11 protein-coding genes are annotated in these 17,142 nt (G+C 52.1%); 9 read left to right on the top strand and 2 right to left on the bottom strand.

Going from position 1 to position 17,142, the window contains the following annotated elements; all coding sequences use genetic code 11:
• Positions 1-105 precede the first annotated feature (105 nt).
• The 9 genes from P8H26_RS07115 (at position 106) to P8H26_RS07075 (ending at position 11,821) form a co-directional block, all read left to right on the top strand.
• Positions 106-555: a hypothetical protein gene (locus P8H26_RS07115; RefSeq protein WP_289632248.1), complete on the top strand. Its 450-nt coding sequence runs from the start codon at positions 106-108 to the stop codon at positions 553-555.
• A gap of 134 nt (positions 556-689) precedes the next feature.
• Positions 690-1,886 carry a c-type cytochrome biogenesis protein CcmI gene (ccmI, locus tag P8H26_RS07110; protein ID WP_289632247.1) on the top strand — a complete coding sequence of 399 codons (1,197 nt, stop codon included), beginning with the start codon at positions 690-692 and terminating at the stop codon, positions 1,884-1,886.
• A 62-nt stretch (positions 1,887-1,948) separates the two neighbouring features.
• Entirely contained in the window at positions 1,949-2,386 is a 438-nt protein-coding gene (ccmE, locus tag P8H26_RS07105; protein WP_289632447.1) for a cytochrome c maturation protein CcmE, read from the top strand.
• A 103-nt stretch (positions 2,387-2,489) separates the two neighbouring features.
• Complete coding sequence (locus P8H26_RS07100) at positions 2,490-4,481, top strand: heme lyase CcmF/NrfE family subunit (RefSeq protein WP_289632246.1); 1,992 nt, start codon at positions 2,490-2,492, stop codon at positions 4,479-4,481.
• A complete protein-coding gene (locus P8H26_RS07095) occupies positions 4,478-4,987 on the top strand; it encodes a cytochrome c-type biogenesis protein (protein WP_374708249.1) in 510 nt (169 codons plus the stop codon). Before P8H26_RS07100 ends, P8H26_RS07095 begins: the two co-directional genes overlap by 4 nt.
• 127 nt (positions 4,988-5,114) lie before the next feature.
• A complete protein-coding gene (locus P8H26_RS07090; protein WP_289632244.1) occupies positions 5,115-6,647 on the top strand; it encodes a Do family serine endopeptidase in 1,533 nt (510 codons plus the stop codon).
• A gap of 87 nt (positions 6,648-6,734) precedes the next feature.
• The gene (locus tag P8H26_RS07085; RefSeq protein ID WP_289632243.1) at positions 6,735-7,445 is read left to right on the top strand and encodes a response regulator transcription factor; all 711 of its coding nucleotides are present in this window, start codon (positions 6,735-6,737) and stop codon (positions 7,443-7,445) included.
• Positions 7,442-8,860 (top strand): ATP-binding protein, encoded by a 1,419-nt coding sequence (locus P8H26_RS07080; protein ID WP_289632242.1) that lies wholly within the window; start codon positions 7,442-7,444, stop codon positions 8,858-8,860. The genes P8H26_RS07085 and P8H26_RS07080 overlap by 4 nt, the downstream gene beginning before the upstream one ends.
• A gap of 30 nt (positions 8,861-8,890) precedes the next feature.
• Positions 8,891-11,821 (top strand): bifunctional [glutamine synthetase] adenylyltransferase/[glutamine synthetase]-adenylyl-L-tyrosine phosphorylase, encoded by a 2,931-nt coding sequence (locus tag P8H26_RS07075; RefSeq protein ID WP_289632241.1) that lies wholly within the window; start codon positions 8,891-8,893, stop codon positions 11,819-11,821.
• A 2-nt stretch (positions 11,822-11,823) separates the two neighbouring features.
• Here the strand turns inward: P8H26_RS07075 and P8H26_RS07070 are convergent, their stop codons facing one another.
• Both P8H26_RS07070 and pepN read right to left on the bottom strand, forming a co-directional pair.
• Complete coding sequence (locus P8H26_RS07070; protein ID WP_289632240.1) at positions 11,824-14,202, bottom strand: PAS domain-containing sensor histidine kinase; 2,379 nt, start codon at positions 14,200-14,202, stop codon at positions 11,824-11,826.
• Between the two features lie 277 nt (positions 14,203-14,479).
• A complete protein-coding gene (pepN, locus tag P8H26_RS07065) occupies positions 14,480-17,119 on the bottom strand; it encodes an aminopeptidase N (protein WP_289632239.1) in 2,640 nt (879 codons plus the stop codon).
• Between the last annotated feature and the right edge of the window lie 23 nt (positions 17,120-17,142).

Here is a 17,142-nt window from a genome sequence, read left to right as displayed (position 1 = left end):
TCAGGCTTTTGTTTTGTGTTGAGATGTCAATGGAATGATTGCAGAGTGTGCAGACAACAGTCATAATGCGACCCAAAGTGTTGCTGACAGGATGTTAAATTGCTCATGAAGTCGTCTTCCGGAAGTGTATTGCGTAAGTTTGTTTTCATTCTGCCGCTGTTTACTCTTGCAGCCTGCTCTACACTCAATAGCTCCAAAGTATCCGGTACATCATCCGGAAGTGCTTTAACCGGCAGTTCTGTGAGCAATGCTGTGCTTGCGCCGATGGGCAACGGTATCTTAGGTGCTGCGATTACCCAGCTTGCACCTGCTGACCGCAGAGCTGCTGTTGAAGCCGAATATAAAGCGTTGGAATATGCGCCTAAAGGTGAGGCTGTCACATGGAAGGGCCGCTCGGGAAAAGCTTCCGGAGAGGTGACCGCTGCCCAGCCTTATCAGGTTGGTTCGCAGAACTGCCGCCAATATAATCATAGTTTTACTGTTGACGGCGCACCGCAACTGGTGCGTGGTACTGCCTGCCGGAATGATGATGGCAGCTGGACACCGCTGACCTGATCTCTGCCTGTTGTTCGTAACCGCTCTGTGTTGTCAATCTGACGCATGAAAGCTTTGCGGCCAAATGACCTATATGCCTATAATTATACAACAGGCAGTTGGTTTTATTGTGCAGGTAGATTAAGTCTCCGATCATGGATTTTTGGCTTGTTTCTGCACTTTTAACTTTCGTTGCAATTCTTATCGTGATGCTGCCTCTGACACGCAAAGACATCGTGTCCGCGGCGCAAGGCGAGGAGAACCGCTCGGTCTATATTCAGCAATTGAAAGAAGTTGATTCTGATCTGGCGCGTGGTTTGCTGGACGAGCAGTCAGCGGAGCAGGCGCGTCTCGAAATATCACGCCGCATTTTGCAAAATGATCGCCGCATGAGTGGTCCATCTCTGATCGGAGATGATGCGGTTGCCGGTACTTCTGAAAAAACATATCTGTTTAGCAAAAACATGCGCTGGACTATTGTTCTTGTATTGCTGTTTATCCCTGGCATCAGCTGGGGGTTGTATTCTGCAATCGGGACGCCTGATTTGCCTTCGCAGCCATTGGCTGAGCGTAAAGGCAATACAATTCAGGATAAGAGTGCGGTAGAATTGATCGCACAGGCAGAGGCGCATTTAGCCCGCTCACCGGAAGATGGTCGTGGCTGGGCTATTCTTGCGCCGATTTATTTGCGTATTGGTCGCGTGGATGATTCCATTAATGCCTATCGTAAGGCACTGGAATTGCAGGGCAAAGATATCGATCGCCTGATCGGCCTAGGAGAAGCTCTGACAATCAAGGCGAATGGTCGTGTAACGGATGAAGCGCTTTCTCTGTTTGAAGATGCAGGCAAGCTGGAGCCGACAGATGTGCGTCCGCCTTTGATGAAGGCGCGTGCTCTGCTGCAAGCCGGAAAGCGCGACGATGCAATCGGCGTCTTGCAGATCATTCTGAATACCTCGCCTGAAAACGCGCTTTGGCGCGCTGATATTGAACAAACAATTGCCAATCTGAAATCCGGTAAAACAGATACATCACCGGCAGCTGGTAATAACGGTCCGCAGCCACGTGGTCCTACGGCAGAAGATGTTGAAGCTGCTGCGGCGCTGGATGAGCAGGGTCGTAAAGATATGATCCGCTCTATGGTGGACGGTCTGGCTGAAAAGCTGCGTGATAATCCGGCTGATGTTGATGGCTGGGAGCGTTTGCTGCGTGCTTATGCTGTTCTTGGCGAGCGGGACAATGCGACTGAGGCTCTGCGTAATGCTGCGAAAGCCTTGCCGGAGGGGGATATGCAACGGCTTAAAGAGGCTGCATCGCAGTTGGGAATTGACACGACAGGAGTACTGAAGTGACCCATAGTCAGCTATCTGCATCACCATCTGTGCAAGACCCGAAACCACGGGTTTCTCAGGTCATGCGAAACCGCAAGCGCAAACGCCTGATTTTAATTTCAGGTGCTATGGCGGTTCTGGCGCTGGCTATCGGACTGGTGTTGATCGCTTTCAGTCAAGATATCCGTTATTTCCGCACGCCGGATGATGTGACTGCCGAAGATATTGCTTCCGGTGCGCGTTTTCGTCTTGGTGGTCTTGTAGAGGCCGGATCTGTGGTGCGCGGCGCGGACAAACATGTGCGTTTTGATGTTACCGATACGCTCAAACAGGTGACTGTAACCTTTGAAGGTATTTTGCCTGACCTGTTCCGCGAAGGGCAGGGTGTTGTGGCGGAAGGACGGTTTACACCTGACGGCGTTTTTATTGCTGATAATGTTTTGGCCAAGCACGATGAAAATTATATGCCTAAAGATGTCGCTGACAGTCTGAAGGAAAAAGGTGTCTGGGAAGGCAACTGAGCCGGCATTTAGCTGCCAGCCATGTTTAAACTTTCCCATTCCAAAGTCTGGGTATTGCGGGCTCTTAGTTTTGCGCAATATTCAACAGACAGGATAAAAAACGATGAGCGTTGAAATCGGACATTTTGCATTGGTGCTGGCCCTGGCTCTTGCCTTGGTGCAGTCCTTCCTGCCGGTTATCGGGGCAAAACGTAATGATATGAGGTTGATGAGTGTTGCCGAGCCATGCGCTGCGGCAGTGTTCGCACTTGTTTTATTATCATCAGCGATGCTGGTACGGGCGTATGTGGCCTCGGATTTCTCCGTACTCAACGTGGTTGAGAACTCTCATTCGTTGAAGCCATTGCTGTTTAAAATCACCGGCGTATGGGGCAATCATGAAGGCTCCATGATGCTCTGGGTGCTGATTTTGACATTCTTCAGCGCTTTGGTTGCGGTGTTTGGCGGTAATCTTCCTAATACTTTGCGTGCCAATGTTCTGGCTGTGCAGGCATGGATTGCCACAGCATTTCTTAGCTTTATTCTGCTGACATCCAATCCGTTTATCCGTGTTATTCCGGCGCCGATTGAGGGGCAGGATCTTAATCCGATCCTGCAGGATATTGGTCTCGCCATTCATCCGCCGCTGCTTTACCTCGGCTATGTTGGTTTCTCGGTCTGCTTTTCATTCGCCGTCGCCGCTTTGATCGACGGGCGCATTGATGCGGCATGGGCGCGCTGGGTTCGCCCCTGGACTCTGACTGCATGGGTTTTCCTGACCGGCGGTATCTCAATGGGCTCCTATTGGGCCTATTATGAGCTGGGCTGGGGTGGCTGGTGGTTCTGGGATCCGGTTGAAAATGCATCCTTTATGCCTTGGCTGATCGGTACTGCATTGCTGCATTCCGCAATTGTGATGGAAAAACGCGGCGCTTTGAAAATCTGGACGATTTTGCTGGCACTGCTCACCTTCTCCTTGTCATTGCTCGGTGCATTCCTCGTGCGTTCGGGTGTTTTGACCTCTGTACACAGCTTTGCAACAGATCCGGGACGCGGCCTGTTCATTCTTGCTATTCTGGTGTTTTTCATCGGCGGTTCTTTGACGCTGTTTGCAATGCGCGCTCAGACATTAACTACCGGCACTATGTTTCAGCCTGTTTCGCGTGAGGGTGCGCTGGTGCTCAATAATTTGTTCCTGAGCACAGCCACTGCGACTGTTTTGATCGGCACACTCTATCCGCTTTTGCTGGAAGCACTTACTGGAACCAAGATCTCCGTCGGGGCACCATTCTTTAATATGACATTCGGGCCATTGATGATTCCGCTGCTGGCTGCTGTGCCTTTCGGGCCGCTTTTGGCGTGGAAGCGCGGTGATCTTTATGCGGTTGCACAACGTCTGATGTGGGTGTTCGGCCTGTCTTTGGTTGGCGTGGGTCTGGTTTTAATACTGATCGATCCCCGCGCTGTATGGGCTGCTTTCGGCATCGGTTTATCCATATGGGTTGTGCTCGGAAGCCTGATGGATGTTGTGACCAAAGCAGGTTTCGGCAAAGTTGAGCTTTCACGGGCATTCCCGCGTTTGCTCGGGCTGCCGCGTTCCGTTTTCGGTACGGCTCTTGCGCATCTGGGACTTGGTATGACCCTGCTTGGTATCGTTGTTGTTACCAGTTTCGGGACTGAACAAGTCGTCACCATGAAGACAGGGGAAATCGTACCTGTCTCCGGCTATCAATTACGTTATGACGGACAAACACCGTTTACAGGCTCTAACTTCACAGAAGATCAGGGCTCGTTCACTCTGCTGGATAGCAACGGCAATACAGTTGGCACGGTTATGGCTGCCAAGCGTTTTTATCCGGCGCGGAATATGCCGACAACCGAGGCTGGTATTCTGACCCGTGGCGTCAATCAGTATTATATCGCATTGGGCGACGCGCTTGAGGGCGGCGGTATGGTTGTGCGCATTTGGTGGAAACCATTTGTAACGCTGATCTGGCTTGGTACTGTTGCAATGATACTGGGCGGAATGTTGTCGCTCATGGATCGGCGTCTGCGGGTTGGGGCACCGGCAAAAGCCAGAAAAACCGTCAAAGCAGCGAGCGGAGCAGCGACATGATTGTTTTGAAAACTTTGAGCCGGCAGTCATTTTACATTTTTTTCTTCGCTGCATTTTTGAGCGTGTCAGCACTGTTTCCTGTCAGTGTGAAACAGGCATGGGCCGTTAATCCGGATGAAGTCCTGTCCGATCCGGTTCTGGAAAAGCGTGCGCGCGATTTGTCTGCCGGATTGCGCTGCATGGTGTGTCAGAACCAGTCGATCGATGATTCCGATGCTGATCTCGCCCGTGATCTGCGCATCCTTGTCCGTGAAAGACTTGTTCAGGGTGATACGGATGATCAGGTGTTGGACTTTCTGGTCAGCCGCTACGGTGAATTTGTTTTGCTGAAGCCGCGCTTTGAAAAAAGAACAATCATCCTGTGGAGCTTTCCGGTATTAATATTGGTGGCAGGTATTGGCTTTATCTGGATTTCACGCCGTAAGGGCGGCGTCTCACAGTCGCCGGTTGTTCCGCTGAGTGATGAAGAAAAAAAGCGTCTGGAAAGGCTTCTGGACGGGAAGTAACCGGTTTTCAGGAACCTTACGAAAAATTCATCTTTCAGAAATTATCCGGTAATGTTCGGTAAGCTATCTCTTGTCAGGAATAATTGGTAATCTGTTACAGGTTATCTGCCCTCTCAGGAGATATTTTATGTCTGATATCAAGTCATCTTCCCAGCGCCGTCTTACCCGCATTTTCTTGTCTTGCGCTCTGGCAGGAACTGTTCTGGCCACGGGTCCTTTGGCGTCTGTCACGACTGCACATGCCGCTCCTGTCAGTGTTGCTGCGCAGGCGCAGCCTGGTTTTTCTGAACTGGTTGAAAAAGTCCGCCCTGCCGTGGTGAGTGTGCGCGTTAAAAGCGATGTACAGACTGCGCGCAATGACCGTACTCAGTTTTTTGGCGGTGACGGCCTTGACCAGTTGCCGGACGGCCATCCTCTGAAGCGTTTCTTCAAGGAGTTCGGCAATCCATCCGGCCCGGATGGCGAACAGGCTCGTCCTAATAAGCGCCAGAAGCGTGGCGACCGAGGTCACGCCCGCCCGTTTGCACAGGGCTCAGGCTTCTTCATCTCTGAAGACGGCTATGTGGTCACCAATAATCACGTTGTAACAGACGGCGATTCATTCTCTGTCGTGATGGATGACGGCACAGAGCTTGATGCCAAGCTGATTGGTACCGATGCCCGTACAGATCTTGCCGTGCTGAAAGTGGACGACAAGCGCAAGTTCACATATGTCGCCTTCGACGATGAGAGCAAAGTCAAGGTCGGTGACTGGGTTGTCGCTGTCGGTAATCCGTTTGGTCTCGGCGGTACTGTAACTGCTGGTATTGTTTCTGCCCGTGGTCGTGATATCGGCGCAGGTCCTTATGACGATTTTATCCAGATTGATGCGGCCGTTAACAAAGGTAACTCCGGTGGTCCTGCTTTTGATCTGACCGGTAAGGTTGTTGGTATTAATACCGCGATCTTCTCACCTTCCGGCGGTAGTGTTGGTATTGCCTTTGCAATTCCAGCTTCCACAGCCAGCAAAGTTGTAGATCAGCTGATCAAGACGGGCTCTGTTGAGCGCGGCTGGATCGGCGTGCAAATTCAGCCGGTCACCAAGGAAATCGCGGACTCGATCGGTCTTGCTGAAGACAAGGGTGCAATCGTTGCTGAACCGCAAGCTGATGGTCCTGCTGCCAAAGCCGGTATCGTTGCCGGTGATGTGATTACAGCCGTGAATGATGAGACAGTGAAAGATCCGCGTGATCTGGCAAAGAAGGTTGCTGCAATCAATCCGGGTGAGAAAGCAAACCTGACGATCTGGCGCAAAGGCAAGGCTGAAACTGTCAGCATCGACATTAAGCCATATCCTGATGACCAGAAGCAAGGCGATAAGAGTGCTGCACCTTCATCAAATAATAGCGAAACTCTTGATGATTACGGCCTTACAGTTACGCCGGATGACAGCGGTAAAGGTGTTGTTGTAACCGATGTGGACCCTGACAGCGATGCAGCTGATAAAGGTGTGCGTGCAGGCGATACGATTGTGACGGTCAATAATAAAGATGTGAAATCTGCATCCGATATTAATGCCGCTATCAAAGAAGCTGTGTCAAACGGCAGAAAAGCAGTGTTGCTGCAAGTTCAGAGCAATGGACAAAACCGCTTTGTTGCTCTGCCTGTTGATCAGGGCTGATCTGTTCTGATACGTTAAGACATGAAAAGGCGGTGCTTAAACAGCGCCGCCTTTTCAATAATTTACACTCTGCTTTGAGGGTCGCTGATGCGTATTTTGATTATTGAAGATGACCGCGAAGCGGCACGTTATCTCGAAAAGGCCTTTGCTGAGGCCGGACATGTTGCAGATGTCGCCGGTGATGGTGAGACCGGCTATACGCTTGCTGAAAACAATCACTATGATGTTCTGATTATCGACCGGATGCTGCCGAAGCGTGACGGGCTTTCCGTTATTGCCGGATTGCGGGCACAGGGACAAACTACACCGGCGCTTATTCTTTCTGCTTTGGGGCAGGTGGATGACCGCGTTACCGGCTTGCGTGCAGGCGGCGATGATTATCTCACTAAACCTTATGCATTTTCAGAGCTGCTGGCGCGTGTTGAAGTGTTGCAGCGCCGTGTCAGCCCGAAAGAGGCGGATACGGTTTATCGTGTGAGCGATCTGGAACTTGATCGTCTTTCCCATACAGCACGCCGTGCCGGTACCGATATCAATCTTCAGCCGCGTGAATTCCGTTTGCTGGAATATCTGATGCGCCATGCAGGGCAAGTGGTAACCCGTACCATGCTCTTGGAAAATGTCTGGGATTATCATTTCGACCCGCAGACCAATGTGATTGATGTTCATATTTCGCGTCTGCGCTCCAAAATCGAAAAAGATTTTGACGAGCCGTTGCTGCACACAGTGCGTGGCGCTGGCTATATGTTAAAAGCAGGCACACCGGCAACCAAATCCAAAGCGGCAGACAGCCAATGATGAGCCGTTTGAGCGCATTGCTGCGTACTACCGCCGTTCGGCTGTCGGCATTATATCTGCTGCTGTTTTTGCTGAGCGCGATGGCGCTGTTCTTCTATATGACAAATCTGTCGGTCAATTTTCTGACTGCACAGACGCAAAAAGCACTGCTGGATGAGGTGACAAGTGTCACTCAGTCCTATGAGCGTGGCGGTATTCCGTTGCTGGTGCGCTCTATTGACCGGCGCTCGCGTCAGCCCGGCGCGTTTCTCTATCTGATATCGGATCCTGCGGGTCGTATTCTGGCCGGTAATGTTGAGAGCCTTGAGCCGGGCGTACTGGATATCAGCGGTATGTCTGACCGGCCGTTCACCTATATGCGCTATGGCGAACAGGGCAATGCCGAAAAACACAAAGCGATTGCGATTGTCTTTGCCATTCCAAACGGCATGCGGGTACTGATCGGCCGCGACCTGAGTGAGCCGGAACTGTTCCGCGATATTATGCGCCGCGCTTTGGTGCTGGCTCTTGGTATCATGGCAATCGGTGCTTTTTTGATCTGGTATTTTGTCGGGCGCAGGGCGCTGTTACGGCTCAAACAGGTTTCCAGTTCCTCGCAACGCATTATGGCCGGTGATCTGGGTGAACGTCTGCCGGTTAGCGGATCAGGCGATGAGTTCGACAGGCTCTCAATCAATCTGAACGCCATGCTGGGACGGATTGAGGAGTTGAATGACGGGCTGAAGCATGTGTCCGATAATATCGCCCATGACCTGAAAACACCGCTGACAAGATTGCGCAATAAGGCGGAAGCCACACTTTCCGGCGAGAAGGAAAATACAGAATACCGTACGGCACTGGAAGATATTATTGTCGAGTCTGATCAGCTGATCCGTACATTCAATGCAATCCTGATGATTTCGCGCCTTGAGGCCGGTTACTCATCCGAGAATATGGCAGTGCTGCCGGTCAATCTGATCCTGCATGATGTGGCTGAGCTTTACGAACCAGTTGCGGAAGATGCGGGGCTGGAGCTTGTGGTTGAGGCCGGTGAGGATATCAGCCTGCGGATCAATCGTGAGCTGGTTGGCCAGACCATTTCCAATTTGATTGATAATGCGATCAAATATTCACCGATTGCGGATGAGGGTGGTGAAAACCGGACAAAGATAACCGTGGCGATGAAGCAAGAGGGCGATCAGGTGCTGATCAGTGTTGCTGATCAAGGCGCCGGTATTCCCGAAGCGATGCGCGAACAGGCGACAGAACGTTTTGTGCGCCTTGAGGAAAGCCGCACGCAGCCCGGTTCCGGCCTTGGTCTCAGTCTGGCAAAAGCAGTGATGAAACTGCATGGCGGCAGTTTGATGCTGGAAGATAATTCACCGGGACTGCGGGTTGTTCTTGCTTTTCCTGCCCTGCCTGAGACAAAACAGTAATCAGGTATGAATCTGGGGTGGAATTGCAGCATGACCGGTGTTTTGTTTTTTGATAGTTCGCTGAAATCTCTGACAGTTCCGAACCCGCAACAGGCAAAGATTTACCTGCAAAATTTAACAGGAGCGGCGGCAGAGCGCGGATGCAGCGCTCTGAGCCGCTATCTTGAAACCGCAGATGAAACCGGATTTTTAGCAGCCATACTCGATTGCTCATCCTTCCTGAGGGAAGTGACAGAAACCTGTCCTGAAATTCTGGAAAGCCTGTTTACAGCACCGCTCGATGCATTGCTGGCAAAGGCATTGGAGCAGATTTCTGCTCTGGGTACTGACCCGGAAATGACGGAAAACCGGTTGATGGCGGAACTGCGCCGCCTCAAGAAAACCGCTCATGTGCTGATTGCACTGGATGATCTGGCAGGCTTTGCCGATGTGATGCAAACTACCAATCGGCTGAGTGATCTTGCAGAGGCCAGCCTGCGCGCTGCCGTACAATTTCTGCTTCTTGAAAGCGATGCAAAAGGCAAATTGGCTTTGCCGGATCGTAACGATCCTGAAAAAGATAGCGGGCTGATTGTGCTCGGTATGGGTAAGTTCGGCGCAAGAGAGCTGAATTACTCTTCCGATATTGATCTGATTATTTTTATCGACAGCGCCCGTCCGGCAATTACCGATCCCTATGAATGTGTTGATCTGTTCTCACGCATGGCGCGGCGGCTGGTCAAGATTTTGCAGGACAGAACGGCGGACGGCTATGTCTTCCGCGTGGACTTGCGTCTGCGCCCTGATCCGGGTGCAACCCCGCTGGCTATTCCGGTGAGCGCAGCACTGCATTATTACGAGGGGCGCGGCCAGAACTGGGAACGCGCGGCGATGATTAAAGCACGTCCAGTCGCCGGTGATATCGCTTCGGGAGAGCAGTTCATCAAAGAACTCGCGCCCTATGTCTGGCGCAAATATCTCGACTATGCGGCGATTGCCGATATTCACTCGATCAAACGTCAAATCCATGCCCATCGCGGCCACGGTGATATTGCAGTGCGTGGGCATAATGTGAAACTCGGGCGCGGTGGCATCCGTGAGATCGAGTTTTTCGTACAGACACAGCAGCTGATTGCAGGCGGACGTTTTCCTGAATTGCGTGGCTCACAAACACTGGTTATGCTGACCAAGCTCTATGAGCGTGGCTGGGTGGGTGAAAATGCCTGCGATCAGCTGAGCCGCAATTATCAGTTTCTGCGCAATGTTGAACACCGCATCCAAATGGTTGCTGATGAACAGACGCATATTCTGCCGGAGGATGATGAGGGTTTCAGCCGCATCGCTTCGATGATGGGCTATCCGGATAATGAAAGTTTCACAGCGGAATTTTTGGCTGTGTTGCGTACTGTTGAAAAGCACTATGCGGCATTGTTTGAACAGGCGCCGGAACTTGGCAGCAGTGGCGGCAATCTTGTCTTTACCGGTGAGACGGATGATCCTGATACGCTACAAACCCTTTCGCAACTTGGCTTTGAGCGCCCGAGCGATATTTGTCGTATCATCCGCACATGGCATTTCGGCCGTTACCGCGCAACGCAAACGGCAGAAGCGCGTGAACGCTTAACGGAACTGACACCGGCTTTGCTGAATGCCTTTGCGGCAACCGAGCGCGCAGATGATGCACTGCTGCGTTTTGACGGCTTTTTGCAAGGTCTGCCATCCGGTATTCAGCTTTTCAGCCTGTTGCAGTCCAATCCGGCACTGCTCAATCTGCTGGTTTTGGTGATGAGCGCGGCACCGCGTCTGGCTGAAATCATTACCCGTAAGCCGCATGTTTTTGACGGTATGCTCGATCCGCGCATCTTCTCCGAATTGCCAACGCGCAGCTATCTCGAAGAGCGGCTCGATACATTCCTCACCCATGATGAACCATATGAAGAAACACTCGACCGTTTGCGTATTTTTGCTGCCGAGCAGCGTTTTCTGATTGGTATCCGCTTGCTGACCGGCGCGATTGACGGTGTGCGTGCGGGCAGGGCTTTTTCTGATCTTGCTGAACTGATGATCGATCGTGCATTGAGCGCGGTGATGAAAGAGTTCACGATACGCCACGGCCGGATTGCCGGTGGTCGCATTGCAGTTCTGGCCATGGGTAAACTGGGTAGCCGTGAACTCACTGCCGGTTCCGATGTCGATATTATCCTGCTCTATGATCACGACGCAGATGCCGATTATTCGGACGGCGAGAAGCAACTTGCCGCATCGCAATATTATATCCGCCTGACACAGCGTCTGATCGCGGCGCTGTCCGCACCTATGGCCGAGGGTGTGCTCTATGAAGTGGATATGCGCCTGCGCCCAAGCGGCAATAAGGGGCCGGTCGCAACCCATATTGAAGCTTTCGGTAAATATCAGCGCAATGATGCCTGGATATGGGAGCATATGGCGCTGACCCGCGCCCGCGCGATTGCCGGTGACCACTCATTCTGTGATGAGATTGATGTAGAAGTGGACGCTATTCTCACCATTCCTTCAGAGGTGAAAAAAACGGCGAAGGAAATGACCGATATGCGCACGCTGATTGCTAGTGAAAAGCCGCCGCGTGATGCCTGGGATTTGAAGCTGCGTTCCGGCGGTTTGATCGATCTGGAGTTTATTGCCCAGTTTGCCGTGCTGACAGGGCAGGTGGCGACAGATATCCGTCACACTTCCACAGAGCTAAACCTGCGTCATCTGAAACCGGATTTTTCCAGTCCTGCACTGGCCGAAGAACTGGCCACGGCTCATCATTTCTATAGCAATCTCACGCAAATTATCCGTCTGTGCGTGGATGATAATACAGGGCGGGAGGATTACCTGCCGGGCTTGCTGGAATTGCTGTGCCGCGCTGCTGAATTGCCGGATATTGCCCATGTCGAGCATCAGCTGGATCAGACCACAGAAGCTGTCGCCAAGGCGTTCAAACAACTATTAAAGGGGTGAACTTAGGCTGCAACATCATTGCTGATCTGGTTTGTACCGGCAGGCACAACGCGATCCGGAATGCGCACAGAGACAATTGTGCCCACACCTTCGGTTGAGCAGATGCGCAGGGCACCATTATGCAGCTCAGCCAATGAGCGGGAAATAGCAAGGCCGAGACCTGAACCCGTATGGGTCTTGGTGAACTGGTTTTCCACCTGTTCAAACGGATGGCCGAGCTTCTTGAGCGCATCGCGCGGAATACCGCAGCCGGTATCTTTAATGGTGAGGATCAGTGCACCGTTGGTTTTGCGGGCGCGTACTAGAATGCGGCCACCGTCACCGGTGAACTTCACCGCATTGGACAGGAGATTGATCAGCACCTGCTTGATCGCACGGCGGTCAGCGCTGGCGGTTATCGTATCGGCAATACTGGTTTCAACCGTAATATGTTTCTGCTCAGCCTGCAGGGAAACCACGCGCACGGTTTCTTCAATCAACGGATAAAGATCAATCTCTTCGCGATCCAGTGAGAAATGACCGGCCTCAATCTTCGACATATCGAGAATGTCATTGATAACATTGAGCAGATAATTGCCGCTGGTATGAATGTCGTGAATGTATTCTGCGTAACGGTCAGAGCCGAGCGGGCCAAACGTACCTGCCGAGATCATTTCGGAGAAACCGATAATCGCATTGAGCGGTGTGCGCAATTCATGGGACATATTGGCAAGAAATTCTGACTTGGCACGGTTCGCGCTTTCCGCACGTTCCTTTTCTGTCGCATATTTGGAGGCCAGCTCTGACAGCTCGCGCACACGGTCTTTTTCCGCTTTACGGGCAAGGCTCAGATCTTGAATGGTCGCCATCAGACGGCGTTCGCTATCCACCAGACGTTCCTGATGCAGCTTGAGCTGGGTAATGTCAGTGCCAACCGAAACCAGACCGCCGTCCTGTGTGCGGCGTTCGTTGACCTGCAACCAGCGGCCGTCACCAAGCTGGCGTTCAAAAGTTTGCGCACCACTGCGGTCGTTTTCATTGGCCATGCGGCGCTCAAAGGCGGCAGGGCGTAGCAGCGGCTGAATATCTTCGCGGGTTACGCCGGCTTTCAGGGCTGTGGCAGGCAGGCCTGCATATTCATTATATTTGCCGTTGGACATCACCAGACGGCTCTCGGCATCCCAGAGAACGAAAGCCTCGGAAATGCTTTCAATCGCTTCACGGATACGCAAGTCGGCTTCCACTGTTGCCTGTGCAAAGCGGTGCTGTTCGCTGACGTCAAATGCAATACCGACCAGATGCACATCACCTTCATTGGCAATTTCCGCGCGCACCCGCATCCACACCCAGTAGCCGTCTGCATGGCGCATACGCAGCACTTTATCGACCTGACGCAATTCGCCGGACATAACCTGCGTTGCGATTTCATAAAGATCGCCGTCAACCGGATTAACAATCGCTGCCACATCACCAAAGGACAACACGCTGTCTACGGATTCATAGCCGAGCATTTCATACATCGAGCGCGACCAGTACATACGTCCGCGCGCCATGTCCCAATCCCAGAGGCCGCAACGACCACGGGCAAGCGCCAGATCAATACGCTTTTGTATCTGGTGGGAAAAGTCGTCCGCATCGCGTGCACGGGCGGCCTGACTGAAGTAGGCGTAGAGGATAGCCAGCAGCACACCGGCAGTTGCGGCGAACAGGGTGATGTTCAGCGAGACGACCTGACGCCAATCTTTAAAAATAGCTTTTTCAGTGTTGAATGTCAGAACGGAAAAAGCACCGGCGGCGGCTGCCTGAATATTTTGCGGTTCAACTTTTTCCAAAGCGGCAAAGCCCGCCTCATTGCGGTATTTGACAGGCAATACACCGGCACGCGCGCCAAACATCAGCAGCGGCTGTGCTTCGGAAAGCAAGGTTTCGGCCTGAATGCCTAGCAACTGGCGTGAACTCAGAGCCGCAATAATCTTTGAACTTTCGTCAAGAATTGCGAGCTCGACATTGCCGCTGATCAGCCCTTGCGAACGCAAATCCACAAGCAGATTTTGAACGGCACTGTAATCATCATTGCTATCGGCAAGAGGTGTGATTTCAAGCTGGCTTTGCAATTTTGCAGCCACATGAGCAGCAGTGAGAGCGAGTTCATGACGCGCATCACCTTCAATCTCGTCACGCTGGCTGAGCAGCGACAGCATGCGCGCACCGGCCAGAATAATCAGGAAAGCGATGATCAGTACCGGCACAATGCGGCGCAGAACCGGCTCAAGCGACAGGAGCTTGCGATAGGCAGGACCAGACAACAGATAGACGTAACCGGAAAGCTTGAAGCGCTTCGGGCGTCTTTCTGAGGTGTAACGGGCACCATTCGGCGCGCGGTACGCGTCGGTATTTGCCATCCTGTGGCCCTCATCTGAGTGGTTGCTTTGAAGTGATTCGGTATGAAAAATCCGAATAACCCTAATGAATCAAATGTGATTCGCTGTGTCCAGTGTTTTTCATTAATAATTAATAAAAAACCTGTTCCGATTCGAGGGTGATTCGATCAGTTTTTAAAAGAATAAGATTTAAGATCGGCAGACATGATTCTGATTTGATTCAAAATCATGTCTGTCTCTGATTAATTTATCAGGGAAAAATATGTTCTTTTTAGAGCATGCAAGCGGAGCTCATTTATCAGGCCAGCATGCGTTCCGTAATGTCACGCACATCTGCGGAGAGGTTCTCTGCCTGCGCGATTGTCTCCAATGCCGTTTTAAGATGCTCCCGTCGCACCGGTTCCAGTGTTTTCCATGAACGCAGGCTGGTCAGCAGGCGCGCGGCCAGTTGCGGGTTTTCACGGTCAATCTGCAGGATCAGACTGGTGAAAAATGCATAGGTACGGCCATCCTGCCGGTTGAAGCCCGTTGGATTGCTTGCTGCAAAAGTGCCGAGCAAGGCGCGGCAGCGGTTCGGATTGTCGAGCGAGAAGAGCGGATGCAGCATCAGTTTTTGCACAGCTTCCAGTGTGTCCGGAGCAGGGCGGCGTGCCTGCACACCAAACCACTTGTCCATTGCCAGCGGTACATTGCCGTAGTCTTTTTCAAACTGTGCCAAAGCTTGCGTCGCATTGTCATGACCATAGAAGCGGTGCACCAGCAAGGTCAGTGCTGCGAGTTTGTCCGTCATATTATCGGCCTGGCTGAACTGAGCGTAGACCTGTGCCGGAGCTTCATCAGAAACGGCGAGGTAAGTCAGGAGCACAGCTTTCAGTGCGCGCTTACCGGCACTTGCTGCATCGGGTGAGAAAGCACCATCATCCTGCTGGGCATCATAGGATTTTGCGAAAAGCGGCGCATTGTGTTTCGCAATGGCCGCAAGCAAGGCTTCTCTGCTGCTGCGGATAAGGTCAGGGTCAATATCATCGCCGAGTTCGCGCGCAATATCTGCTTCATCCGGCAGGCTGAGGCACAAAGCACGGAAGGCATGATCCAATGTCTCATCCTGCACAACCTCGGCCAGCAGTTCTGCGAGAGCCGGATCAAACTTTGTTTGTGTTTGTTTGCGCAGATTTTCAACATTGGCCATGATGGCCGTGCTCATCAGATGATGGATCGCCTGCCAGCGGCCAAAGGCATCACTGTCATGACGTGCAAGAAACAACTGCTCCTCGCGGCTCAGTTTCTGATCAAGGTACACCGGAGCAGAAAAATCCCGTAGCAGAGACAGAACAGGCTTTTCGTCAATATTGTAGAATGTCCAGCTTTGCGAAGCTTCGCGCAGGTGTAGCACATCACCTTGTAATCCGGCGCCATCATGAGCGCTGATGATGATATCCTGACCATCTGCACCGATCAGTGCGAATTTGAGCGGAATATGCATTGGCTGCTTGTGGCTTTGGCCGGGCGTTGGTTCCAGCTTCTGCTCCAGCGTCAGCCGCAGGCTCCGGCTTTTTGCATCATAGTCAGAACTGACAGTGATGCGTGGCGTGCCCGCCTGATCATACCACAATGCAAATTGTGCCAGAGATTGCTCTGTCACGTCTTCAAACACTTTGAGAAAATCTTCAATCGTTGCAGCATCGCCGTCATGGCGGGTGAAATAGAGATCCAGCCCTTTGTAGAACTTCTCGTCGCCGATAATCGTGCGCAGCATACGAATGACTTCGCTGCCTTTTTCATAGACTGTTGCCGTGTAGAAATTATTGATCTCGCGATATTCTTTCGGGCGTACAGGATGCGCAAGCGGGCCGCCGTCTTCCGGAAATTGCTGTGCTTTAAGAATTTTCACCTCATCAATGCGATGCACGGCACGGGAGCGCATGTCGCTGGAAAACTCATGGTCACGATAAACGGTCAGGCCTTCTTTCAGGCAAAGCTGAAACCAATCGCGGCAGGTAATGCGGTTGCCGGTCCAGTTGTGGAAATATTCATGGGCAATGACCGCTTCAATACCGGCATAATCCGTATCGGTAGCGGTCTGCGGATCGGCAAGAACATATTTATCATTAAAGATGTTCAGGCCTTTATTTTCCATCGCCCCCATATTGAAGTCTGACACGGCAACGATGTTGAATATGTCGAGATCATATTCGCGGCCATAGACCTCTTCATCCCAGAGCATCGAGCGTTTCAGTGCATCCATCGCATAGGTTGCGCGAGCCTCATTGCCATGTTCGACATAGATATTCAGCGCGACCTCTCTGCCCGAGCGTGTGGTGAACCGGTCACTGATCGAGCCGAGATCACCGGCGACCAGCGCAAAGAGATAAGATGGCTTGGGATGCGGGTCATGCCACAGAGCATAATGGCGGCCATTCTCAAGATCACCGCTGTCTTGAAGATTACCGTTGGAAAGCAGGATCGGTGCAGAAAGTTTGTCGACCTCAAGGCGGACGGTGTAAACGGAGAGAACATCCGGCCGGTCAAGAAAATAGGTGATACGGCGAAAACCCTCGGCCTCACATTGGGTCGTATAGATATTGCTTGAACGGTACAGCCCCATCAGCTGCCGGTTCGTTGTCGGGTTAACTTCCGTAACAATATCAAGCACGAAGACCGTGTCTTGCGGCAGTGAACGGATGGTGAGTAGCTCAGGTGTCGCCACATAATCCGTAACAGTTGCTCCGTTGATGTTGAGACTCACCAGTTTCAGCTCATCGCCATCCAGCACCAATGGCACCGACGGTGAAGCACCTTCGCGCCGCTCTATTGTGAGGCGGGCGGTGACTATTGTCTTTTCCGGATCAAGCTGAAAATCCAGTTCTGTTTTGCGTATCAGATAGTCTGACGGACGGTAATCTTCGAGGCGAAAGACATGACCTGTATCGGTACGCATAACTGCTCCTGAACTGACTGAAA

It is taken from the genome of Pseudochrobactrum sp. sp1633, assembly GCF_030376605.1.
In the GTDB taxonomy this organism is placed as follows: Bacteria; Pseudomonadota; Alphaproteobacteria; order Rhizobiales; family Rhizobiaceae; genus Pseudochrobactrum.
The sequence above is the reverse complement of the archived record's forward strand: the minus strand, read 5'-3'. Positions and strand labels throughout refer to the sequence as shown.